The organism is Streptomyces malaysiensis subsp. malaysiensis, from assembly GCF_040653035.1.
Taxonomy (GTDB): Bacteria; Actinomycetota; Actinomycetes; order Streptomycetales; family Streptomycetaceae; genus Streptomyces; species Streptomyces malaysiensis.
The window spans coordinates 38,314-60,156 of sequence record NZ_JBEZNG010000022.1 but is presented as its reverse complement, the minus strand read 5'-3'; the positions used below and the strand labels follow the sequence as shown (position 1 = coordinate 60,156).

Genomic DNA, 21,843 nt, shown 5'->3' with positions numbered 1-21,843 from the left:
ATGAGCACCGACACCCGTATCCACCACGACCGGGTCGACCTGGCGGATCTCGCCGCCATCGCCGATCACGAACCGGTCCGGCGGCGCGCTGCCGGGCAGGCAGTCGGCGGCGGCGTGATTCTGGTGCTGGCCGGGTTCGTCGTCGCGATCCTGGTCAGCAACCCGGGCTTCGACTGGCCGACGGTCGGCCGCTACCTCTTCGACGTCAGTGTCCTCAAGGGCATCGCCGTGACACTGGAACTGACGATCGCCGCCATGTCGGTCGGCATCGCAGGCGGTGTCGTCCTCGCCGTGCTGCGTCAGTCGGGGGGCCCGATCCCCCGCTCCGCGGCGACGCTCTACATCTGGTTCTTCCGCGGTACGCCGGTGCTGGTCCAGGTGCTCTTCTGGGGGTTCGCCGCGTCGCTGTTCCCTCGGATCGGGCTGGGCATCCCGGGGGGCAGGTTCTTGGTGAGCTGGGATACGAACGAGGTGATCCCGATCTTCGCGGCAGCGGTGCTCGGCCTCGGGTTCAACGAGGCCGCATACGTCGCGGAGATTGTCAGAGGCGGACTGCTCAGCGTGCCGGCCGGGCAGTCGGAGGCCGCGGACGCACTGGGTCTTGGGCGGCTTGCGACCCTGCGGTTCGTCGTCCTGCCGCAGGCGATGCGAGCGATCATCCCACCGATCGGGAACCAGTTCATCTCGATGCTGAAGATGACCTCGGTCGTACTGGTCATCGGCGTCGGGGACCTGCTCGAATCGGTTACCCAGATCTACTCGCGCAACTACCGGCAGATCCCACTGCTGATCGTCGCAAGCATCTGGTACCTGGTCATGACCACGCTGCTCACTCTGGTGCAGGCGCGCCTGGAGAAGCGGTTCGGCCGCAGCCTCGGCCGAGTGGGTGGCACCCGATGACCGATATCGCGGCCGGGCCGGTCATCCAGGCCCACGACGTGCACAAGAGCTTCGGCAACCTCGAAGTGCTGAAGGGGATCGACCTGACCGTGGCGCGCGGCGAGGTGGTGTGCCTGCTGGGAGCCTCGGGTTCGGGCAAGTCCACCTTCCTGCGCTGCATCAATCACCTGGAGACCGTCGACCGCGGATTCATCCTCGTCGATGGTCGGCTGATCGGCTCCGATCTCGTCCGGGGACGTCTGCATGAGGCACGTCCATCGGTCGTCACCGAGCGCAGGTCCCGGATCGGGATGGTGTTCCAGCAGTTCAACCTGTTCGGGCACATGACCGTGCTGGAGAACGTGATCCTGGCGCCCATGCGGGTGAAGAAGGAGACCCGGGAAGTCGCCATCGAGCGCGCTCTCCGGCTGCTGGGGCGGGTCGGGCTCGGGAACAGGCAGGACTCCTACCCCGGCCATCTCTCCGGCGGGCAGCAGCAGCGCGTGGCGATCGCGCGGGCGCTGGCGATGGAGCCGACCCTCATGCTCTTCGACGAGCCGACCTCCGCACTCGACCCCGAGCTCGTCGGCGAGGTCCTGGACGTGATGCGGGACCTCGCCGCCTCGGGGATGACGATGATGGTGGTGACGCATGAGATGGGGTTCGCCCGTCAGGTCGCCAGCACCGCAGTCTTCATGAGTGAGGGTCGCATCGTCGAGCAAGGGCCACCGGAAAAGGTCATCGGCGCACCGGACCACGAGCGCACTCGTGCTTTCCTGGGGAAGGTGCTGTGACGGCCCGGGAAACCCTGGCACGGCAGGTCACGAAGCGAATCGAGCTGCTCGCTCCCCAGTTGACAGCGCTGAGCCGGGTGATCCATGAGTTGGCCGAGCCGGGGTTCGCCGAGCACAGATCCGTCGCCGCCATCGCCGAACTGGTGACGGCGCACGGGATCGAAGCGCGGGTGGGCGTTCACGGCATGGAGACCTCGCTCGAGGCATGTGCGGGTGATCCGGCCGGTCCCCGGATCGCGATCCTCGCCGAGTACGACGCGCTGCCCGGCATCGGGCACGGCTGCGGGCACAACATTATCGGCGCGGCGGCGGCCGGGGCGTTTCTCGGACTGCTCGACGTGATCGGCAGGACGGGCGGCTCGGTCGTCCTGCTCGGCACGCCGGCCGAGGAGAACGGCTCCGGCAAGGAGATCATGGCCCGCGCTGGAGCGTTCGCAGGAATCGACGCCGCGATCATGCTCCATCCGGCCAACTGCGACGACATCCACTTCGCCGCGCTCGGGCTGCGTTCGGTCGAGGCGACCTACCACGGGATCCCGGCCCACGCCTCGGCCCGGCCCGAGGCCGGCCGCAACGCTCTCGACGCCGTGGTCGCCGCCTATCAGGGCGTCGCCGCCCTGCGTCAGCACATGCCGCAGACCGACCGCGTGCACGGAGTCATCACCGAGGGGGGCGAGGCCGCCAACATCGTGCCCGCCAGAGCGTCACTGCGGCTGCTGATCCGGTCCCCCCGGCTGGACTCGCTCCTTGCTCTGAGCGAGCGGGTACAGCGCATCCTCTCGGGTGCCGCGCTGATCACCGAGACCAGGCTCGACGCGGTGTGGGACCGGATCCAGCCATGCCTGCCGGTGCGCGGTAACGACGCACTCTCCACCCGCTTTGGCGTACACATGGCCGCCCGCGGGCGGACCTCGGGTGCGCCCCAGAGCGCCCAGGGCTCGACCGACCTGGGCAACATCAGCCTGCGCGTCCCGGCGATCCATCCCACCCTCGCCATCGCGCCGCCGGAGATCGCGCTCCACACCGTCGCCTTCGCCGGATACGCGGGCTCGGAGCGGGGCGACCGGGCGGTCGTCGACGGGGCGGTGACCCTGGCCCTGACCGCACTCGACTTCCTCGCCGACGCCGGACTACGGGAGCGCAGCCGCCTCGAGTTCGAGGCCGCCGGCGGCGTCGTGGACGTACCGGCTCTGCTCACGCCTCCCGGCGGCCAGCCGGGAACATCGGAAGGGTCTTGAATGAAGCAGGACGACCGCGGGCTCGCGACCAGGTTGCTGCACGGCCGGGGAGCGAACCCACTGGGGGCAGTCGCGGCTCCGATCTTCGACACGGCGTCGTTCGCCATGGCGGACATGGCCGCCCACAAGCGGACCGTCGAGGACCTGTCGGTCCATGACTACTACTCACGGGTCCGCAATCCGACCGTCGCCGCGCTCGAGTCGACGCTGGCGTCGATCGAGTCAGCGCCACGCGCGCTGGCCTTCGCCTCGGGGATGGCCGCGATCACGACGGCGCTGCTCGCACTGGGCCGCCGCGGGGGGCACTTCATCGCGTCCGACCAGCTGTTCGTCAACAGCCGTGAGTGGCTGGCGCACGACCTTCCGGACTTCGGATGCGAGGTGACGTTCGTCGATCTCACAGACCTGACGGCACTGGAGGCCGCATTCCGGCCCACCACCCGCGCGGTGTTCTTCGAGGAGTTCACCAACCCTCTGCTCGACGTTCTCGACATCGAGACCATCGTCGCGATCACCCATGATCACGACGCGCTGGCGGTGGTGGACAACACCTTCGCTACGCCGGTGCTGATTCGGCCGCTTGAACTCGGCGCCGACATCGTGATCCACAGCGCAACGAAGTATTTGGCCGGGCACGGCCGGGTGCTGGCCGGGGCACTGGCCGGCAGCGGGCCGGCCATGGACGCGATAGCCGTGATGCGCCGCAGGCTGGGGACGATCATCACCCCGCACAACGCCGCCGCCGTGATCGAGGGGATGAGCACGCTTGAACTGCGAGTCGACCGGGCCAGCACCACCGCGCTGCGACTCGCCGAACTGGCCCACGCACACGATGCGACGAACATGGTCAACTATCCAGGGCTCCCCAGCGCGCCGGCGCACGAGCTCGCTTGCCGGCTGACGGGCGGCCGCCGCTTCGGCGGGATGCTCTCGTTCGCACTGCGCAGGCCGGAGCGCAAAGCCGCGGTCTACGACACCTTCACGCAGTTCATCAGGGCCACCAGCCTCGGTGACGTCGTGAGCCTGGTGGACTCGGTGGACGAGCCCGATGTCCTGCGCCTGTCCGTCGGCATCGAGAGTGCCGACGACCTGCTCGTCGATCTGGAGAAGGCACTCGACGCGGCTCTGTGAAGCGAGGCCCGCGTGGGTAACCGATCCCGTTGCCCGAGGTGCTGCCCGCTCCTGGTGTCGTCCCGTGGTCATGTGACCGGAAGTCGGCCCTGAGGGGTGGGGCGGCACGGGGCCGAAGGAGCCGCGGACGTACGCGGCTGCTACCTTCCTTTCCCGTGATGGAGCACCATGGCGAGACCAGGGCGGCCTACGACGGGGTCGTCGAGCTGTACGCGTCGCTGTTCGCTGATCGGCTGGAGACGCATCCGTTCTCGCGGAACATGATCGGCACCTTCGCCGAGCTGGTGCGCGGGACGGGGAACCCGCGGGCGGCCGATGTCGGGTGCGGGCCCGGACATCTGACGGCCATGCTGCACGAGCTGGGGCTGGACGCCTTCGGGCTCGACCTCTCCCCGGCCATGGTCGACCACGCCCGGCGGGCCCATCCGGCGCTGCGGTTCGACGAGGCGCGGATGGAGGCCCTGCCGGTCGAGGACGGCGCGCTCGGCGGGGTGCTGGCCCACTATTCGATGATCCACACCCCGCCCGGGGAACTGCCCGCGCTGCTCGCGGAGCAGGTACGTGTCCTGGCACCAGGGGGCCTGCTCCTGGCCTCGTTCTTCGCGACCGAGGGGCCGGAACCGGTCCGCTTCGACCACAAGGTGACGCCCGCCTATAGCTGGCCGGTGGACCGGTTCGCCGAGTTGCTGGCCGGGGCCGGGCTCGTCCCGTTCGCCCGGCTGCTCCACGATCCGGCCTCCGAGCGGGGCTTCCTCGACGCCCATGTGCTGGCCCGCCTCCACTAGACGATCAGGTCCCGTACGGGAACATCGATGCCGGGTGCGCATGCGCGCACCGCACGGCGCCCATCCGGCCCCAAGGCCCCGTCACATGACCACGAGACAGACGGTCCCTAGCTCAGTTCTCTGGCGAGGCCCTGGATCCGCAGGTCCCTCATGCGTGTGAGGTGAGTTGTCATCGTCTCCTGCGCGCGAGCCCCGTCGCTTGCGTGCACCGCGTCCAGGATCGCGTCGTGTTCGACGACGGTCCGGTCGGCGTCGACAGGGGTCGCGGTCGCGGGCCGGTAGATGGCCAGGAGACTGTCGAGCCGGTCGAGGAAGCCGGAGACGATGTCGTTGCGGGCGGCGGCGCGCAACGCCCGGTGCCAGTCCTCGTTCATCGCCGTCAGCGTCGCCCGGTCCGCCGACTCCGGTGCGCTGCGGCGCTGTTCGGCCAGATGATCGAGCCGGGACAGGTCGAACGGAGTGCGCCGCTCCGCGGCGAGCCCGGCGGCCGTCGACTCCAGTGAGATCCGCGCTTCGTAGATCGCCAGGATCTCCTCGGGGGTGCGCCTCCGCACCACGAAACCGCGTGAGCCGCGGTCGATGAACCCGTCCTGTGCGAGCCTGCCCAGCGCCTCGCGTACGGGAGTGCGCGAGACCCCGTAGCGCTCGCCGAGCACCGTCTCCAGCAGGACGGTGCCAGGTGGGTACGAACCACGGACGAGGTCGTCCTTGATGCGGTTGTAGTGCGCGTCGCTCGGACTGCCGGAGGCGGCTCGCCCCCCGCTGACCCGCGATCCCGCATCGGCCATGTGCACTCCCTAAGTTCTTGACATCCTCCCCCTTCTGAAGGAGGGGGATTCCTATGGCTCGCGCCGCAGGGGGTTCCGCTTCATCGGCCGCCTGTACGCACCCATCACCATCTCCCTCGATGCCCCCCTTGCGAACACGCGCAACAAGTGTATACGCTACGTATACGTAATCGCCTGAGCATGTCAGCACGACAGGGGAAGTCATGGGAGTCGGCACAGTGGACGGGCGGCGCGTCATGGCGTCGGTCCCCGTCTCCGTGACGACCGACGCGGCCCTGACCCGGTGCGTATTGCACGGCGTGGCCCGTCGTTACGTCGACCAGATGGACATCAGCTCCAGCCTCTGTTGACCGGGCCTTCCCCGGTGCGCGCGGTCATCGCGTCACGCTCGGGTCCATCGCGGCTCTGGTCCGTCGGGCCGCTTCACTCCAGCGGCCCGGTCCAGCGCCTCGGCTCAGCGCCCCTGTCGGCACCGGCCACGCGCATCCCCCTCCGGCGGTCCCGCACACCGTGACGCCTCCGGGTGCCGTCCGCTTCCTTCGCTCTCTTCTCCACTTCAGCTCCGTCCTCGGTTCCACATGAGACATGTCGGGGTCGTGCGGTGTCGCACGCTCTCCCGACATATGCGATATGTGCTCACCCTCGGAAAGGCGATCGTCCATGGCTACGACAAGACGACGTATGCATCTGGGCTTCACCATCTGGCCGACCGGTTTCCTCCCCGGCGCCTGGCGGCTGCCGGGCTCGGCACCGGACGGCAACTCCAACCCGCGGCTCCTCCAGGCCGCCGCGCGCACCGCGGAGCGCGGCAAGTTCGACTTCTTCTTCATCGGCGACCGGGTCGTGGGCCTCACCACCTCGCAGTACGCGGCCCCCAACGAGGTACTGCGCCCCGAGGCCCTGACGTTCGCCGCCAACGTGGCCGCGGTGACCGAACGGATCGGGCTCATCACGACCGTCAACACCACCTACGCCGAGCCCTACAACGTGGCTCGGGCGCTCGCGACGATCGACCACCTCAGTGGTGGCCGGATCGGGCTGAACGTCGTCACGGGCAAGAACGAGGAGGCCGCCCGCAACTTCGGCCGCAACGAGCACTGGGACAACACCCGCCGCTATGACTGGGCCACGGAGTTCATCGAGGTGCTCCAGCGGCTGTGGGACAGCTGGGAGGACGACGCACGGATCTCCGACACGGAGACCGGCCGGTTCGTGGACGAGAACCGGGTCCACCGCATCGACTACAAGGGCGAGTTCTTCTCCGTCACCGGGCCGCTGAACGTCGAGCGGCCGGTTCAGGGGCAGATACCCCTCATCAACGCGGGCGCCTCGGAGCGCTCGCGGGAACTGGGCGCGCGCTACTCCGATCTGAGGTTCACCAACTCCTCGGTACTCGGGCTGGCCGGTGCGATCGAGTACTACAGCGACCTCAAGAGCCGGCTCGCCGCGGCCGGCCGTTCGCCCGAGGAGCAGTTGGTCATCCCCGGTATCGCCGTCTACACGGCGCCAACCAGCCAGGAGGCGCATGAGCTGTACGCGCGGCTGCACGGCCTGGCGCACCGAACCGTCGACCTGGAGAAGCTGTCCGGCGCGCTGGGACTCGACCTGGCGGGGGCGGACCCGGACGCCGTGCTCGGCGATGTCGCCGATCTCACGGCGGCGTCCGAGGAGGGCACGCTCATCGTGGCGGAGGCCCGCGGGCTGTGGGGCAAGGACGACATCACGCTCCGCGAGGTCAACTCCTCGTTCCAGCGCCGGGGTTGGTTCAAGGAGATCGTGGGGTCGCCGACCGGGATCGCGGATGTGCTCGAGGAGTGGTTCGACAAGCGGGCGGCGGACGGGTTCATGATCTTCCCGCCGCATATGCCCGGCGGTCTCGACGCCTTCGTCGACCTGGTGGTGCCCGAGCTCCAGCGCCGTGGGCTGTTCCGTACCGAGTACGAGGGCCATACGCTCCGCGACCACCTGGGGCTGGCCCGGCCCGAGAACCGTTTCGCGGCCGAGCGCGCGCGGCACGACGCCGTGGCCGAGCGGTGAGCGCGGTGCCGGAGACATCCCCCATCACCATCGGCGTCGCGGAGTTGGCCGACCGGTTGCGCGACGGCCGCCGCCCGGTGCTGCTGGATGTGCGCTACGACCCGCAGCGGGAGGGTTCGGGCCACGCGGCCTTCGCACAGGGGCACATCCCGGGCGCCGTCCATGTCGATCTGCCCGGCGAGCTGGCCCGCCCGGGACGTCCCGAGGAAGGCCGTCACCCGCTGCCCGAACCCGGCGATCTTCAGGCATCGGCACGCCGGTGGGGCATCAACGAGGACAGCGACATCGTCGTCTACGACACCCGGGCGGGGCTGAGCGCGGGACGTGCCTGGTGGCTGCTGCGCTGGGCGGGGCTGGAATCGGTGCGTATCCTCGACGGCGGCCTGGGAGCCTGGACCGCGGCGGGCCATCCACTGAGCCTGGAGCCATCCGCTCCGCTCCCGGGCGACGTCGTCCTCACACCGGGCCGCCTGCCCGTCATCGACGCCGACCAGGCAGCCGAGTACGCCCGGCGAGGGCTGCTGTTCGACGCCCGCGGCTGCGACGCGTACGAACGGGGCCACATACCCGGCGCGCTCAGCCTCCCGGCCGCGGCCAATCTCGGCGAGGCCGGGACCCTGCTCGCCCCGGAGGCGCTGCGCGCACGGTACGCGGCGCTGCTTCCCGGCGGACAGCCACAGCGACCGCCCGGTCCCGCGCCGTTCGCCGTCTACTGCGGCAGTGGAGTGGCCGCCGCCTTCCAGGTCTCGGTTCTGGCCGCGCTGGACATCCCCGTCGCGCTCTACCCGGGGTCCTGGTCCGCCTGGAGCGCGGACCCACGGCGGGAAACCGCTCTCGGTCCCGGCCCCGGCCCCGATCCGGCGGACCTCGAGAGCGGGGGATGAGCCATGCCGTCCTTCACTCGCGCCGCGCGCGGTCTCTCCGGCCGCCGCGAGGCGACGGGCCGAGCGCCGTCGCCCGCGGCACCCGGACCCGACGCGGCCGACCGGACGCCGTCCGCCACCGGCCCCGCGGCCACCGGGCACGGGCCGGACGACCGCACCGGTGTATCGGCGGACCGTGCCGATACGTCGGCGGACCGCGCCGATCTCCCGTACGACGAGGCCGACCGGCGCGCGGACCGGCGCCACCGCGTCATCCTGTACGGCGGCCGGGTCCTGGTGGGCCTCCTCACGCTGGCCCTGTGGCAGTTCGCGTCCGGGCGCTGGGTACGGGCCTTCTTCATCAGCTCACCCACCGCTGTTGGCGGCAGGCTGGTCGATCTGGTCACCACGGGCGAGCTCTGGCCCCATCTCACGGTGACCATGGAGGAGTTCGCGGTCGGCATCGCCGCCGGTACGGCGCTCGGCGTCGCGCTGGGCCTGGCCATCGTCTACTCCGGAATCGTCGGCCAGTGGTTCCACCCCTACGTCATGGCCCTCTACAGCCTGCCCCGGGTGGCCCTCGCGCCGCTGTTCATCGTCTGGTTCGGCATCGGGCTCGCCTCGAAGATCACCATGATCATCACGATGGTCGTGTTCGTGGTCTTCTACAACGTCCACGAGGGCGTGCGGAGCATCGATCCGGACCTGCTGGACATGGCGCGCGGCCACCGGGCCACACGCCGCCAGACCTTGCGCTGGGTGGTCTTCCCCGCGCTCACACCGTGGCTGCTGACCGGCCTGCGCCTGGCGGTCGGGCTGGCGCTGATCGGAGCGGTGATCGCCGAGATCGTCGGCTCCAGCGCCGGACTCGGCTACTACATCAAGACGTCGTCCAACCTGCTGGACATCACCGGTGTCTTCGCCGGGCTCGCCGTCATCACCACCATCGCCATGATCTTCGATTTCCTCGTCGGCCGTCTCGAACGCCGTCTGCTGCGCTACCGCTGAACCCACGAATGAGGACTCCATGCTCCATCGCGCACCACGGGTGCCCCGCGCATCCGCCACCTCCTCCCCTCGCCCCGCACGCCGTCGTCCGCTCGTCCCGATCGCCCTCGCCACCGCCTTGCTGACCCTCCTGACCGCGTGCTCCGCGGTCACCGGGGCGGGCGGCGACGCCACGACCGTCCGCGTCGGCAACGTCTGCGGCGGCATCAACCCCTCGACCATCGCCACCGACGCGAAGACCTTCCCCTCCGGGACCAAGGTCAAGAAGATCTGCTTCGACGGTGGCGCCGAGGCGCTCCAGGCGCTCATCGGCGGCAGCATCGACGTGTTCATCGGCTCGCCGGAGCACATCGTGTCGGCCCGCTCCAAGGACCTGCCGGTGCGCGGCTACGCGGCGCTGAGCCGACGGGTGCCGTACTCCCTGGTCACCAAGGCCGATTCCGGCATCCGCGGCGTCAAGGACCTGCGTGACAAGACCGTCGCCGTCACTTCCGTGGGCAGTCTGTCGGACACCGAGCTGCTCAAAGCCGCCGCCGACGCGGACATCCCGTACAAGGGCCTGAAGGTCATCAACGGCGGGGTCGGCGCGAGCATCGTCGCGGCCATCGACAAGGGCGCGGCGGCGGGCATGGTCAGCGATCCCCAGCTGACCCAGCTGGTCCACTCCGGCAAGTACCGCGTCGTATGGAAGCCGGACTTCGACTATGTGTCCCTGGTGGCGCTCGCCAACACCTCCTGGGTGGACAAACACCGTGCTCTGATGACCGACTACCTGCGCGGGCTCACCACGGCGGAGGACAAGTCGCGCGCCGACCGGTCCTTCGCGGTCAAGGCCCTCGCCAAGGAGAAGTTCGCGGTGAGCCCCGGTGTACTCGACGAAGCCACCGCCCAGGCCATCGCCAACACCCCCAAGGGGCTGAAGATCGACGGCGGCGTCTACCGGAAGACCATCGACGTGCTCGTCCAGACCGGCCGTATCCCGGCGGACCGCGTCCCGGACTTCGCGGACGCCTTCGACTTCTCCCTGCTGAAGAGCTCATGAGTACGGCGACGGGGACCACCGCTCCCCCGAAGCTCTCGGTGCGCGACCTGCGGCTGAGCTACCGCTCCGGCCGGCGGCGCAACCTCGCCCTGCGCGATGTGAACCTGGACGTCGCCGACGGTGAGTTCCTCGCCCTGGTCGGCCCGAGCGGATGCGGCAAGTCCACCCTGCTGAAGATCGTCTCGGGTCTGGTGGCGGCCACCGCCGGCACGGTCGCCATCGACGGACAGCCGACCCGGGGCACTCCTGAACACGTCGGACTGCTCTTCCAGAACGACGCCCTGCTGCCCTGGCGCACCGTCGAGGACAACATCCGCTTCCCCCTGGCCATCGGCGGCACACCGCTGCCCGAGCAGCGCGAGCGGGTGAAGCGGCTGATCTCGGCGGTGGGGCTCGACGGATTCGGCGCGTACTACCCCCGGCAGCTGTCCGGAGGCATGCGCAAACGGGTCGCGCTCGCCCGCATCCTGGCCGCGGACCCCGACGTCTTCCTGATGGACGAGCCGTTCGGACCGCTGGACGCCCAGACACGGGCCCGGATCAGCGCGGACTTCCTGGCCCTGTGGGAGCAGGTCGGCAAGACGGTCGTCTTCGTCACCCACGACGTGGACGAGGCGATCCTGCTCGCGGACCGGGTCGCGGTCATGACAGCGGGCCCCGGCCGCGTCAAGGAGGAGTTCCAGGTCGACATCCCACGCCCGCGGTCGATCGACGATGTGCGCTTCTCCGACCCGTTCCGCGAACTGCGGCACCGCATCTCGCAATCCCTCCGGGCCGAGTTCGAGCCGACGGATGCCGGAGATGGCCGGTGAAGCGGTGCGCCGAGGACGACGGCCCGCGCCCGCTCGCGGGTGCTCGAGGCGCTCCTGGCGGCTTACGCCGCGGGGTCGCTGGAGGCGCCCGTTCCGGCCGACAGCACGTTCGGCGGCCCTCGCGCTCAGGCGAAGATCACCTGGCCGATGAGATACAGGTTCAGGCCGATCACCAGGGCCGCCACGGCGGAGGCCGTGACCGTGGTCACGGGCCGGTTGGCCAGCGGCCCCATCAGGTCTCGTCGGCGGGTGAGCAGGATCAACGGGACGAGAGCGAACGGAATTCCGAACGACAGGACGACCTGCGACCACACGAGGGCGTCCGTAGGGCTGACGCCCGCCCACAGGATGATCAAAGCCGGGGTGAGGGTGAAAGCTCGTCGCAGGGTGAGCGGCAGGGATCTGCCGAGGAAGCCCGCCATGATCACCTGACCGGCATAGGTGCCGACCGACGAGGAGGCGAAGCCCGAGGCGAGCAGCGCGAGCGCGAAGGCGAGCGCCGCGTGAGCGCCCAGTATCTCGCCCAGTCCGGTGTGGACCTCGTCGATCGATTCCGTGGACAGGTCCGAAGCGTGGAAGACCTTGGCGGCGACGATGAGCATCGCCGCGTTCACGAGCCCGGCCAGGCCCAGGCCGAACAGGACATCGCGGCGTACGGAGCGCAGCAGCGCCTTGCGTGAACCGGCGGAGTCGGCGGGGTCGAGGCCCCGGACGTGTGCACTGGTCAGGCTGGAGTGCAGGTAGATCACATGGGGCATGACGGTGGCACCGAGGATCCCGGTCGCGAGCAGCACGCTCCGCGCACCCGAGAAGTCGGGAACGACTCCACCGGCTATGCCGGGCATGTCGACGCCGGCGAACGCGACGTCGGCGAAGAAGCCCAGGACGATGACCAGGAGCAGGCCAGCCACCGCCAGTTCGAAGCGACGGTGGCCTCGCGTCTCCAGGCCCAGCAGGGCGAACGCGACGATGCCGGTGATCAGCCCGCCCCCGGGCAGGGGGATGCCGAAGAGCAGGTTGAGCGCGATGGCCCCGCCGATCACCTCTGCCAAGTCCGTGGCGACGGCGACCAGTTCGGCCTGGAGCCACAGTCCCCACACCACCGGGCGGGGAAACCGGCGGCGGCACAGCTGTGGAAGGTCGCAGCCGGTGGCCAGGCCGAGTTTGGCGGAGAGCAGCTGCACCAGGACCGCCATGAGGTTGGCCGAGATGATCACCCACAGCAGGAGGTACCCGAACTGGGAACCGGCGGCGAAGTTGGTGGCGAAGTTCCCGGGGTCCACATAGGCGATGGCCGCCACGAACGCGGGGCCGTACATCGTCATATGCCGCCGGGTCGGACTTCTCCCGGGTGCGCTGGTCGTCGCCGTCATGGGCTTGTCACCTTCATCAGCTCCTACTCGGGCCTCGCGGCCGCGCGCGGCCCGGCATCCGCACGCCGCTCGCGCCGTGCGGTGCCGCTGCCGGACCGGCCCGTCACAACCCCAGATATCCGAAGAACCGGCCGTCGGGGTCGTACTGTTCGCGCAGTTCCTCAAGGCGTCGCTCGTTGTCCTCGGCGAGGTAGCGCCAGGGCCGGTTGACGAGGTTCTCGTCGCCGAGCTGGATGCCTTTGGAAAGGGGTTCGAGCCGCCGCATCTGGCCGGTCACCCAGCCGACGTACGCGGCGTCCTGCGCCGGGTCGTCCCAACCGGCGTACGCGGCGATGTAGGAGCGGCCCGTGTTGGAGAACGCGGCGTCGACCGGGTGGTCGCGCCATGGGTACCACAGGACGTGCGAGATGTCGTTCGGCACCGTGGTGAACAGCTCGCGCAGCTGCGGGACGAGCACATCGGCACCGGCGTCGGTCCACATGTTGTCGGCCAGCCAGCGGTGCCCGGACGGCTCCAGCGCGTCGACGGCGGCGTACATCTGGTCCATGGTGGCCGGGAACGTCGTGCGGGTGAGGGCGGTGTCGCACACCGGGTTGGTGTCGAGCGCCGACAGGATGTCCCGTGCCTCGGCCTCGGTGTCGGCCATGGCGCAGGCGATGATCTGAATGGCGGTCGGCCCGGGAGCGGCGCTGCCGTCCTCCAGTCGGGGGTTGGTCGCGACGAAGAGGATCTCCACCCGCGGATCGAGGTCGGGCCCCGTTTCGATCGCCCAGGTGAGCACCTCCTCGTACACCTCGAGCGGAAAGACCTGGACACTGGCCATGGTCACCGGCGGCCTGGGGTGGGTCCGCAGGTGGAAGCGCATGACGATGCCGAAGAAACCCGGCCCGGAGCCACGCGCGGCCCAGTACAGATCGCTGTTCTCGTGCTCGTCGGCGTGGATGATCTCGCCGTCCGCCGTCAGGACGTCGACCGCGAGGACGCTCGCGCACGCCGGGCCGAGCAGGCGCGACTGCCACCCCAGGCCGCCTTGCAGGAGGTACCCGCCGAGTCCGACGGTCGGGCAGTGCCCGCTCGGGAAGAAGCGGCCGTGCGGTTCGAGCGCCTTCAGCAGATCACCGCCGTAGGCTCCGGGCTGGGCCGTCGCCGTGCGGCTCCGCGGATCGTAGGTGATCTCCCGCAGCCGGGACATGTCGATCAGCATCCCGCCGTCGCGTATCCCGGAGGCGGTCCAACTGTGGCCGCCCGAACGGACCTTGACCCGTAGCCCCCGCTCGCGGGCGGATACCACGGCGTCGATGACGTCCTGTTCGGTCTCCGCCACGACGATGACGTCCGGGAACCGGTCGGGCTTGCGGTCGTTCCACACGGCGCTTTGCCGCGCCGCCTCGTACCCGTCGTCGCCGCGCCGGTACGTCTCGGTCATCGCCCGGCTCCGGCGGTCGTCGACTCGAAAGACATCCCCATGCTCAGCGTCTGGCCGCCGTCGATCACGATGGTGGTTCCCGTGATGTAGGAGGACTCGTCCGACGCGAGGAACAGCGCGAGGTTCGCGACGTCCTCCGGCGCCCCGACCCGTCCCAGCGGCGAGAGCCTGATCTGGTTGCGCACCAGCGGGTTGTCGGGATCGCTCAGCAGCCCCTCGGTCTGGCCGGTGCGGGTGATGCCGGGGCTGAGCGTATTGACGCGGATGCCGTACGGCCCGCCCTCGACGGCCAGGTGCGGGGTGAGCGCGGCCACCGCGCCCTTCGCCGCGCCGTGCGCGCTCATCGCCGCGGCCGTGGCCCGCGAGGCGATGATCGAGGCGGTGTTGATGATCACCCCGCCGCCGCCCTGGGCGCACATCGTGGGCCACACGGCGCGGGTCGTGAGGTACGTGGGGTCCAAGTCGTTCCGCATCGTCATGCGCCAGTCCTCTTCCGGCGCCGCGCCGAAGGGGCCCATCGCGTGACTGCCGGCGTTGTTGTAGAGCACGTCGACGCGGCCGAACCGCTGGACGACCTCGTCCACCCACGCCGTGACCGCGGCGGGCTCCCCCAGGTCCACGGGCGCGGCGCCGACGATGCTGCCACCGGCCTCGGTGACGAGCCGAACCGTCTCGTCCACGCCTTCGGGCTGCATGCCGCAGCCTGCGACCCGCGCCCCCTCGGCCGCGAAGAGCTGTGCCGCGGCCCTGCCGATGCCGGAGCCGATTCCGGTGATCAGGGCAACCTTGTCCGCCAGTCGTCCGGCCATGGGTCAGTTCCCCCCTCGGCTCGCGACGGCGGCCGGGCATCCGGCATCCCGGTGGCTCCTCCGACGGGGAAGTCCGGTCTTGGTGGTCATCGAGCCCTCCTGAGGCTTGTTAGCGGTGACTTGTTAGCGGTGACGCTGTTCATTCGTTAGCGATGCATAGACACGTGTACGTCACCTGGCGGACGTTGTCAACATGACCGATGCGTGAACCGACAGCCCCGCTCACCGCCGCGCTACAAGCGCTAACGGAGTCTGGTTAGCATTGCGGGGTGGCACCCAGGTCTCCCGCTCAAGCGGCGCAAACACGTCAGCGCATCATCGAGGCGACATCCGCCCTGCTCACCGAGGGTGGCCCGGAGGCGCTCTCCACGCGCGCGATCTGCGCGGCGGCAGGTGTGCAACCACCGACGATCTACCGTCTGTTCGGCGACAAACAGGGCCTCATCGACGCGGTCGCCGCGCACGGCATGGAGGTCTACCTCGCGGGCAGGCCCGAACCGGACGCGGAAGCCGACCCGATCGAAGCGCTCCGGCTCGGCTGGGACGAACACGTCGGCTTCGGCCTGGCCAACGCGGCGCTCTACGTGGTCGTCTTCGGCACGCCCCGCTCCCACCGCCCCTCCCCCACGGCCCGCGCCACCGTCGCGCCGCTCGCCGCGCGGATCCACAACATCGCCCAGGCGGGCAAGCTCCGGGTCAGCGAACACCTCGCCGTGGAGATGGTGTTCGCCTCGGGCTGCGGGACCGTACTGACCCTGCTCGCGACCCCGGAGGACGAACGCGACCTGACGCTCTCGGACGCCGCCCGGGAGGCGGTGCTCGCCGCGATCACCGTCGGCACACCACGGCCGATCCAGCCGGGCATCGCGAGCACCGCAATCGCGCTGCGCGCGATGCTCGACACAACAGACGCACTGACCAGCGAAGAGTCCGCGCTTCTGCGCACCTGGCTGACCCGGATCGCCCAGACCGGCTGAGCCGTCCCGCCGCGGGGCTCGTCACGCAAGGCGGGATCCCGCTCCGGCGGCCCGCCCACCTGTCCGCACGAGGACTCACCGCGGCCCCGCCCGCGATGGGGCCGCCGCCGCCCCGAGACACGGCTCCCGGCTCCCGGCTCCCGGCTCCCGGCTCCCGGCTCCCGGCTCCCGGCTCCCGGCTCCCGGCTCCCGGCTCCCGGCTCCCGGCACAGCCGACCATGTGCGCCTCGCGCGATCATCCGGAACCGGACCTCACCGGCGTCCCCGGTCACCCGAAGTCTTCAGCGGCGCACCTATCGACGTCAGTGCTAACGTTAATCTGTTAGCAATGCCGCGGCAACGAACGGGAGGTCTCACGTGCGCAGGCGCCTAGACCACTCCGCGGACATGGTCGAGCAGCGAGCCGGCATCCTCGGGCAGCTCATCGCCCCGCCAGGCGACCAGCTGATCCGGCCGGACCAGCACGTACCACGCGTCGAACAGGGCGACCGCGTCCGGGCGGTTGAGCGGGACCACGGTCAACGGCACGCCCCGCCGGTCCGCCTCGGCCTTCAGGCCGTCCGACGTGGCCGGGAGGCCGCACTCGATCAGGGTGAATCCCGGACCCAGGCGGTCGTAGAGCGACTCCCCCGGGCCGAGCCAGAGGTGCGGCAGCCGCATGCCGGGGCAGGCCGAGGGCTGGTACACGGAGCCGACCGAGAGCGGCGCGTGCCGGGTGTCCGGCAGGACGAGCGGCGAGTCGGGGCAGCCCGTGCCCAGCGTGAACCCCAGCGTGTACGTCTCGGCCGACTTGCTCCGGGCGATGGCCTCCGCGGCGTGCCGCCGGGCCTCCTCGCCCTTCTCCCCGCGGTCGGCGAGTTCCGGTGTGCTGAGTTCGGGGGTCAGCACGGCCATGTTGTGCGTGGCGGCGGCGATCGCGGACATGGCGAACGGGCGCCGCTCGGTCTCGAACGAGGCCAGCAGCGCCTCACCGCCCCAGCCGTCCAGCGTCGCCGCGATCTTCCAGCCCAGGTCGACAGCGTCGCCGATGCCCGTGTTGGCGCCGAAGCCGCCCCACGGCGGGTTGAGGTGCGCGGCGTCGCCGAGGAGGAAGCAGCGCCCTCGGCGGTAGTGGTCCGCGACCAGCATGCGGGCCGTCCACGGCGCCTGCGTGACGATCTCCAGCGGCACATCCGCGCCGATCATCGTCTGCACCGCTTGCCGCGTCGACGCGTGGGACGACCAGCTCGGGGCGTCGATGACGATCGCCCACCACATCCCGGTGGTGTCGAGCTGGCCCATCAGCCCGCTGATCTCGTCGTTGAGGATCCAGTACTGGAGTGCCGGCCCGTGCCGGTGCCGGGCGGCGAGCTCCGGCGCGTCAAAGATGACCTGCAAGTTCTCCACGCCGTCGCTGCTGCCGCTCAGTTCGATGCCGAGTCGCTGCCTGGTGGTGCTGCGTCCGCCGTCCGCGGCGGCGAGGTAGCGGGCGCGCAGCCGGTGGATACGGTCGCCACCGCCGCGCAGGGTGGCGGTCACCGAGTCGGCGTCCTGGTCGACGTCCACCAGTGTGTGGCCCCAGTGGGGTGTGACCGTGGGCCTGGTGGCGAGTTCGGCGCGCAGCGCGCGTTCGACGGAGAACTGGGCGGTCCACTGGGCCGGTTCGGGCAGCGTCGACCACGGGACGTCCGAGGTGGCGAAGACGCCGTCGAAGCGCTGGACGAGCGGGCCCATGAGGCTGGTGCAGAACACGGCGGAGTCGGACCAGCCGAAGGGCAGCAGCGAGGCGTCGCGGATCGCCCCGGCCAGGCCGAGCCTGCGGAAGTGCTCCATCGAGCGCGGGTTGAGCTGCTTGCAGCGGGGCGAGGTCTCGTCCGGCCGGTCGTTGGGGTCGACGAGCGCGACGCGGATCCCGCGGCTGCCGAGTTCATGTGCCAGGGTCAGTCCGACCGGTCCGGCGCCGACCACGAGGACGTCGGTGTCGAGTTCGGCATCGTCGTTCGCATACATATGTGCGGGTACAGGCATGTCCCAAGCCTCGGTCGCGGGCCCTGGCGACACCAGGGGGATTTCATTCAGCGATCCGGGCTGCTCCGGTGCGCGAACGGGAGCATCGCATGACCGATGTCGCGCCGAGTCCGGCTCGGGGACAGAAACCGGCCCAGGGCGAGCCCGTCATCGACCGCGGGCTGCGGCTGCTGGCCGCGTTCGGCCCGGGGCACGAGGCGCTGACGCTCGAGCAGTTGAGCGCGCGGGCGGATCTGCCGAAGGCGACGGCCTTGCGCCTGGCGCGCAGGCTCATCGACTGGGGTGCGCTGGAACGCCATGAGGACGGCCGGTTCGTGATCGGTCTGCGCCTGCTCGAAGTGGCCACGCTGTCACCGCGCGGGCATGGCATCCGCTCCGCGGCGCTCCCGGCCATGGGGGAACTCCACCGGTTGACGGGCCAGCACGTCCTGCTCGCGGTGCTCGACGGCAACGAGGCCGTCCTGGTGGAGCGGCTCTCCTCGCCGCAGGCGGGCAAGGTCCTGTTCCGTGTCGGTGGACGGCTTCCGCTGCACGCCACCAGTGTCGGACTGGTGCTGCTGGCCCACGCGCCGCACGACGTACGGCAGTCGGTGCTGGCCGGCGATCACCGACGCCCGGACGGCGGCCGTCCGCTCTCCGAGGCCGAACTGCGCGGGCGCCTGGCCAACGTCTACCGCGAGGGCGTCGCCATCGCCTCGCTCGACCGGCCCGAGCCGATGTCCTCGGTGGCCGTTCCCATCACCGGACGACAGCGCTCCGTCGTGGCCGCGCTGGCCGTGGTGGTGCCCACCGGCGCCATTTCCATGGCGGCGCTCAAGCAGCCCGTCATCGCCGCGGGCCGTGCCGTGTCCCGTGCGCTCTGACGCGTTTCAACCATTGAAATCACGGCTCCGGCCGCTTCGCATCACGTCAAGACTGAGCATCACCGCGCACGGCTGATCGAGAACACGCCGCGCGGACCCGCTTTGTTCATCATGCCCACGATGCGCACCGACTCGTCATCGGTGGAACAGGAGCAACAGTGCCTGACACGGTCACGGATCCTCGCTTCGCCGACTTCCCCGCCACGTTCAAAGGCCGGGTGCTGCGTGCGGGCGAGTCCGACTTCGCCTCCGCGCGGCTGATCTGGAACATGCTGCGCCGCGATGAGAACCCCGCGGTCATCGCCCAGGCGGCCGACCGCGAGGACGTCGCCATCGCCGTGGCGTACGCGAACGAGACGGGCGTGCCGCTCGCGATCCACTCCGGCGGCCATGGCATCGACGGCATGGCCATGCCGGGCGACGCGCTCGTGCTCGACCTGTCCAAGCTCAAGAACATCGACGTCGACCCCGAACGCCGGCTGGTCACCATCGAGCCGGGCGTCCTGCTCGGTGAGCTGGACTCGGCCAGTCAGGAACACGGCCTCGTCGTGCCCGCCGGAGTGGTCAGCGACACCGGTGCCACCGGGCTCGCCCTCGGCGGCGGGATCGGCCATCTGACACGGCGGTTCGGCGCGACCGTGGACAACATCGTCTCCATCGAGGGCATCACCGCGGACGGCGCGACGGTCACCGCCTCGGCCGAGTCCCATCCCGACCTGTTCTGGGGCCTGTGCGGCGCCGGCCACAACCTGGCGGTCGTCACGTCGATCACCTTCAGGGCGCACCCGGTGGGCCCGAGGGTGATGAGCGGGATGATGTACTACTCGGCGGACGACGCCCCGAAGCTCTTCGGGAACCTGGACGCGGTCATGGCCGAGGCCCCGCGCGAACTGTCCATCGCGTTGATCCTGCTGAACGCGCCGCCGATGCCGGGCCTTCCCGACTCCGTCGTGGGCACGCCCATCATCGCCGTGCTCGTCATCTACACCGGCGACCTCGCGCGGTACGAGGAGGCGACCGCGGGGCTGCGGTCGCTGGCCCGCCCTCTGGTCGACGAGGTCACCGAGACGACGTGGGCGCAGGCCAACAGCATCGCCGACCCCTTCGAACCCCCGGGCCGCGCCCAGTATCTGCGCGGCGGTTACATGTCCGGCATCGACGCCGATCTGGCGGCCGCCGCGCTCCACCAGCTGGCGTCCTGCCCGCGCACCGAACCGCCTTCCCCGAACTGCCTCGTCACCCTGCCGATCCTCGGCGGCGCGATCTTCGACCGCCCGGAGGACGCCACCGCGTTCTCCCGCACCGGCGCGGAGTGGCTGTACGAGGTGTCGGCCCACTGGGACGACCCTGCCGACGACACCGCCCATCTGGACTGGGTCCACGAGACCGACGCGCTGCTGCGCCGCTGGGCGACACCGAACGCCTACGTCAACCTCACCACGCACCGAGGGGCGGAGTGGCTGCGCCGGGCGTACGGCACCGATGAGAAGTGGCGCCGGCTCGTCGAGCTCAAGAAGGCATGGGACCCGGACAACCGCCTCGCCTACAACAAGAACATCCGCACGGCCGCGGAGGAACTCGGCGCATGACCACCCTGATCAGCGGCGGTCACGTCCTGTCGATGGACCCGGCCATCGGCGACCTGCCCCGCGGAGACGTCCTCGTGGAGGACGGGACCATCGCCGCGGTCGCCGAGCACGGCACCGTCGACGCCCCCGGCGCGGAGGTCATCGACGCCTCGGGCACGATCGTCGTCCCCGGTTTCGTCGACGGCCACCGGCACGTGTGGCAGAGCCTGCTGCGAGGCGTCGCGGCGGACTGGTCCCTGTCGGACTACATGCTCCAGGCCCGTGCGCTGTACGCCGGCTGCTACGACGAGGACAGCGCCTACCTCGGCAATCTGCTGGGCGGGCTGGAATCGCTCTCGGCGGGCATCACGACCGTCGTGGACCACTGCCATCTGCAAAGCGGTCCGCGCATCAGCGACGCGCTCGCCCGCGGCCTCCTGGACAGCGGTGTCGGCGGCGTCTTCTGCTACGCGCTACAGAACGTCCCCGTGTACGACGGCGGCGTCGACCCCGGTGAGAGCGAGGACATGCTCACCCGGATGCCGGACGCGTGGCACGACACCAACGCGGCGCGGATCAGGGACACCTACTTCGCCGACGACCGGGCGCGGCTCCGGTTCGGTGTGGCGCTGCCGGAGGCCACGCCGTATCTGCCGGGAAGCCTGGTACGCCAACTGCTGGCGCGCGCGGACGCCTTGTCGCCGTTCCTCGTGACGGGCCACTGGGTGGACTCCGGTCCGCACGGCGTCCTCGCCGAGCTGTGCGCGGAGGGCGCCTGGCCGGACCGCACATGTCTGTCGCACGGGAACCACATCGAGGCCGATGACCTCGCGCGGCTGGCCGAGGCGGGGGTCTCCCTGTGCACGACGCCGGACATCGAGTGCGGGATGGGCATCGGCCCGCTCGCGGCCCGGCGCTTCCGCGCGGCCGGCGGCGCGGCCGCGATCGGCACCGACCTGTCGAACTACGCCCGCGCCGACGTGCTACAGCAGGCCCGGCTCCTGCTCCAGGTCGAGCGGTTCACCCTCGCCCAGGGATCCCCGCGGCCACCCCGTTCGGTCGGGTACGGCGTGCGGGACGCGCTCGCCCTCGCCACGCTGGACGGCGCCGAGGCGCTCGGGCTCGCCGACACGATCGGCAGTCTGAGCGTCGGCAAACGGGCCGACGTCGTCCTCGTCAGGCCGGACCCGCTCGGCGCCCAGCCCTACACCGACCCCGCCGCGGCGGTCCTGTTCACCACCTCACCGGCGGAGATCGACACCGTGCTCGTGGCGGGTGAGGTCGTCAAGCGGGACGGGACCATGCGCCGCGGCGACCTCGGCGAACTCCAGCAGCGGATCGCGGCCGCGGCCGCGGGCGTGCGCGCCCGCCACGACCAGCTGCCCAGGCCCGAGATCGAACAGGTCTGGGCCGGGCTCTTCTCCTGACCTCATGGAGGTAACT

General features: G+C 70.5%; 20 protein-coding genes. 15 read left to right on the top strand and 5 right to left on the bottom strand.

The window, feature by feature from the left end:
• From AB0E24_RS33795 to AB0E24_RS33775, 5 genes are all read left to right on the top strand, one after another.
• Complete coding sequence (locus tag AB0E24_RS33795; protein WP_359382786.1) at window positions 1-900, top strand: amino acid ABC transporter permease; 900 nt, start codon at window positions 1-3, stop codon at window positions 898-900.
• Window positions 897-1,673, top strand: a complete 777-nt coding sequence (locus AB0E24_RS33790) for an amino acid ABC transporter ATP-binding protein (protein ID WP_359382783.1) — start codon at window positions 897-899, stop codon at window positions 1,671-1,673. Before AB0E24_RS33795 ends, AB0E24_RS33790 begins: the two co-directional genes overlap by 4 nt.
• A complete protein-coding gene (locus tag AB0E24_RS33785; RefSeq protein ID WP_359382781.1) occupies window positions 1,670-2,911 on the top strand; it encodes an amidohydrolase in 1,242 nt (413 codons plus the stop codon). Before AB0E24_RS33790 ends, AB0E24_RS33785 begins: the two co-directional genes overlap by 4 nt.
• Complete coding sequence (locus AB0E24_RS33780; protein ID WP_359382778.1) at window positions 2,912-4,042, top strand: trans-sulfuration enzyme family protein; 1,131 nt, start codon at window positions 2,912-2,914, stop codon at window positions 4,040-4,042.
• A 155-nt stretch (window positions 4,043-4,197) separates the two neighbouring features.
• A complete protein-coding gene (locus tag AB0E24_RS33775) occupies window positions 4,198-4,827 on the top strand; it encodes a class I SAM-dependent methyltransferase (RefSeq protein WP_093702375.1) in 630 nt (209 codons plus the stop codon).
• A 107-nt stretch (window positions 4,828-4,934) separates the two neighbouring features.
• Here the strand turns inward: AB0E24_RS33775 and AB0E24_RS33770 are convergent, their stop codons facing one another.
• Window positions 4,935-5,615 carry a GntR family transcriptional regulator gene (locus AB0E24_RS33770; protein ID WP_069868182.1) on the bottom strand — a complete coding sequence of 227 codons (681 nt, stop codon included), beginning with the start codon at window positions 5,613-5,615 and terminating at the stop codon, window positions 4,935-4,937.
• Window positions 5,616-5,818: 203 nt separating this feature from the next.
• Here AB0E24_RS33770 and AB0E24_RS33765 point away from each other — a divergent pair, with 203 nt between their 5' ends.
• The 6 genes from AB0E24_RS33765 (at window position 5,819) to AB0E24_RS33740 (ending at window position 11,377) form a co-directional block, all read left to right on the top strand.
• Window positions 5,819-5,965, top strand: a complete 147-nt coding sequence (locus AB0E24_RS33765) for a hypothetical protein (RefSeq protein ID WP_159398840.1) — start codon at window positions 5,819-5,821, stop codon at window positions 5,963-5,965.
• 310 nt (window positions 5,966-6,275) lie between these two features.
• Window positions 6,276-7,652 (top strand): NtaA/DmoA family FMN-dependent monooxygenase, encoded by a 1,377-nt coding sequence (locus AB0E24_RS33760; protein ID WP_100804853.1) that lies wholly within the window; start codon window positions 6,276-6,278, stop codon window positions 7,650-7,652.
• Window positions 7,653-7,657: 5 nt separating this feature from the next.
• On the top strand, window positions 7,658-8,536 hold the full coding sequence (locus AB0E24_RS33755) for a sulfurtransferase (protein ID WP_359382774.1): 879 nt from the start codon (window positions 7,658-7,660) through the stop codon (window positions 8,534-8,536).
• 3 nt (window positions 8,537-8,539) lie between these two features.
• Window positions 8,540-9,523, top strand: coding sequence for an ABC transporter permease (locus AB0E24_RS33750; RefSeq protein WP_359382771.1), 984 nt, complete (start codon window positions 8,540-8,542; stop codon window positions 9,521-9,523).
• A 19-nt stretch (window positions 9,524-9,542) separates the two neighbouring features.
• Window positions 9,543-10,565 (top strand): ABC transporter substrate-binding protein, encoded by a 1,023-nt coding sequence (locus AB0E24_RS33745; RefSeq protein WP_359382767.1) that lies wholly within the window; start codon window positions 9,543-9,545, stop codon window positions 10,563-10,565.
• On the top strand, window positions 10,562-11,377 hold the full coding sequence (locus tag AB0E24_RS33740) for an ABC transporter ATP-binding protein (RefSeq protein WP_359382765.1): 816 nt from the start codon (window positions 10,562-10,564) through the stop codon (window positions 11,375-11,377). Before AB0E24_RS33745 ends, AB0E24_RS33740 begins: the two co-directional genes overlap by 4 nt.
• Window positions 11,378-11,502: 125 nt before the next feature.
• Here AB0E24_RS33740 and AB0E24_RS33735 read toward each other — a convergent pair whose 3' ends face one another.
• The 3 genes from AB0E24_RS33735 to AB0E24_RS33725 form a co-directional block, all read right to left on the bottom strand.
• A complete protein-coding gene (locus AB0E24_RS33735) occupies window positions 11,503-12,750 on the bottom strand; it encodes an Nramp family divalent metal transporter (protein ID WP_359382762.1) in 1,248 nt (415 codons plus the stop codon).
• 103 nt (window positions 12,751-12,853) lie between these two features.
• Window positions 12,854-14,176 (bottom strand): FAD-binding oxidoreductase, encoded by a 1,323-nt coding sequence (locus AB0E24_RS33730; RefSeq protein ID WP_359382759.1) that lies wholly within the window; start codon window positions 14,174-14,176, stop codon window positions 12,854-12,856.
• Entirely contained in the window at window positions 14,173-14,985 is an 813-nt protein-coding gene (locus AB0E24_RS33725) for an SDR family NAD(P)-dependent oxidoreductase (RefSeq protein WP_359382757.1), read from the bottom strand. Before AB0E24_RS33725 ends, AB0E24_RS33730 begins: the two co-directional genes overlap by 4 nt.
• A 269-nt stretch (window positions 14,986-15,254) precedes the next feature.
• On the opposite strand from AB0E24_RS33725, the gene AB0E24_RS33720 reads away from it, so the two are divergent.
• Window positions 15,255-15,962 (top strand): TetR/AcrR family transcriptional regulator, encoded by a 708-nt coding sequence (locus tag AB0E24_RS33720; protein ID WP_100804859.1) that lies wholly within the window; start codon window positions 15,255-15,257, stop codon window positions 15,960-15,962.
• Window positions 15,963-16,331: 369 nt separating this feature from the next.
• Here the strand turns inward: AB0E24_RS33720 and AB0E24_RS33715 are convergent, their stop codons facing one another.
• On the bottom strand, window positions 16,332-17,969 hold the full coding sequence (locus tag AB0E24_RS33715; protein WP_359382754.1) for an FAD-dependent oxidoreductase: 1,638 nt from the start codon (window positions 17,967-17,969) through the stop codon (window positions 16,332-16,334).
• A gap of 89 nt (window positions 17,970-18,058) precedes the next feature.
• On the opposite strand from AB0E24_RS33715, the gene AB0E24_RS33710 reads away from it, so the two are divergent.
• From AB0E24_RS33710 to AB0E24_RS33700, 3 genes are all read left to right on the top strand, one after another.
• The gene (locus AB0E24_RS33710) at window positions 18,059-18,832 is read left to right on the top strand and encodes an IclR family transcriptional regulator (protein WP_359382751.1); all 774 of its coding nucleotides are present in this window, start codon (window positions 18,059-18,061) and stop codon (window positions 18,830-18,832) included.
• A gap of 158 nt (window positions 18,833-18,990) precedes the next feature.
• A complete protein-coding gene (locus AB0E24_RS33705; protein ID WP_359382749.1) occupies window positions 18,991-20,421 on the top strand; it encodes an FAD-binding oxidoreductase in 1,431 nt (476 codons plus the stop codon).
• On the top strand, window positions 20,418-21,827 hold the full coding sequence (locus tag AB0E24_RS33700) for an amidohydrolase family protein (RefSeq protein WP_359382746.1): 1,410 nt from the start codon (window positions 20,418-20,420) through the stop codon (window positions 21,825-21,827). Before AB0E24_RS33705 ends, AB0E24_RS33700 begins: the two co-directional genes overlap by 4 nt.
• The last annotated feature ends 16 nt before the right edge of the window (window positions 21,828-21,843 follow it).

Bases quoted from the DNA above. Each gene is read 5' to 3' on its own strand.
- AB0E24_RS33795 (WP_359382786.1), top strand. From the start codon at position 1: ATGAGCACCGACACCCGTATCCACCACGACCGGGTCGACCTGGCGGAT.
- AB0E24_RS33790 (WP_359382783.1), top strand. From the start codon at position 897: ATGACCGATATCGCGGCCGGGCCGGTCATCCAGGCCCACGACGTGCAC.
- AB0E24_RS33780 (WP_359382778.1), top strand. From the start codon at position 2,912: ATGAAGCAGGACGACCGCGGGCTCGCGACCAGGTTGCTGCACGGCCGG.
- AB0E24_RS33770 (WP_069868182.1), bottom strand. From the start codon at position 5,615: ATGGCCGATGCGGGATCGCGGGTCAGCGGGGGGCGAGCCGCCTCCGGC.
- AB0E24_RS33765 (WP_159398840.1), top strand. From the start codon at position 5,819: ATGGGAGTCGGCACAGTGGACGGGCGGCGCGTCATGGCGTCGGTCCCC.
- AB0E24_RS33760 (WP_100804853.1), top strand. From the start codon at position 6,276: ATGGCTACGACAAGACGACGTATGCATCTGGGCTTCACCATCTGGCCG.
- AB0E24_RS33750 (WP_359382771.1), top strand. From the start codon at position 8,540: ATGCCGTCCTTCACTCGCGCCGCGCGCGGTCTCTCCGGCCGCCGCGAG.
- AB0E24_RS33745 (WP_359382767.1), top strand. From the start codon at position 9,543: ATGCTCCATCGCGCACCACGGGTGCCCCGCGCATCCGCCACCTCCTCC.
- AB0E24_RS33740 (WP_359382765.1), top strand. From the start codon at position 10,562: ATGAGTACGGCGACGGGGACCACCGCTCCCCCGAAGCTCTCGGTGCGC.
- AB0E24_RS33735 (WP_359382762.1), bottom strand. From the start codon at position 12,750: ATGACGGCGACGACCAGCGCACCCGGGAGAAGTCCGACCCGGCGGCAT.
- AB0E24_RS33730 (WP_359382759.1), bottom strand. From the start codon at position 14,176: ATGACCGAGACGTACCGGCGCGGCGACGACGGGTACGAGGCGGCGCGG.
- AB0E24_RS33725 (WP_359382757.1), bottom strand. From the start codon at position 14,985: ATGGCCGGACGACTGGCGGACAAGGTTGCCCTGATCACCGGAATCGGC.
- AB0E24_RS33715 (WP_359382754.1), bottom strand. From the start codon at position 17,969: ATGCCTGTACCCGCACATATGTATGCGAACGACGATGCCGAACTCGAC.
- AB0E24_RS33710 (WP_359382751.1), top strand. From the start codon at position 18,059: ATGACCGATGTCGCGCCGAGTCCGGCTCGGGGACAGAAACCGGCCCAG.
- AB0E24_RS33700 (WP_359382746.1), top strand. From the start codon at position 20,418: ATGACCACCCTGATCAGCGGCGGTCACGTCCTGTCGATGGACCCGGCC.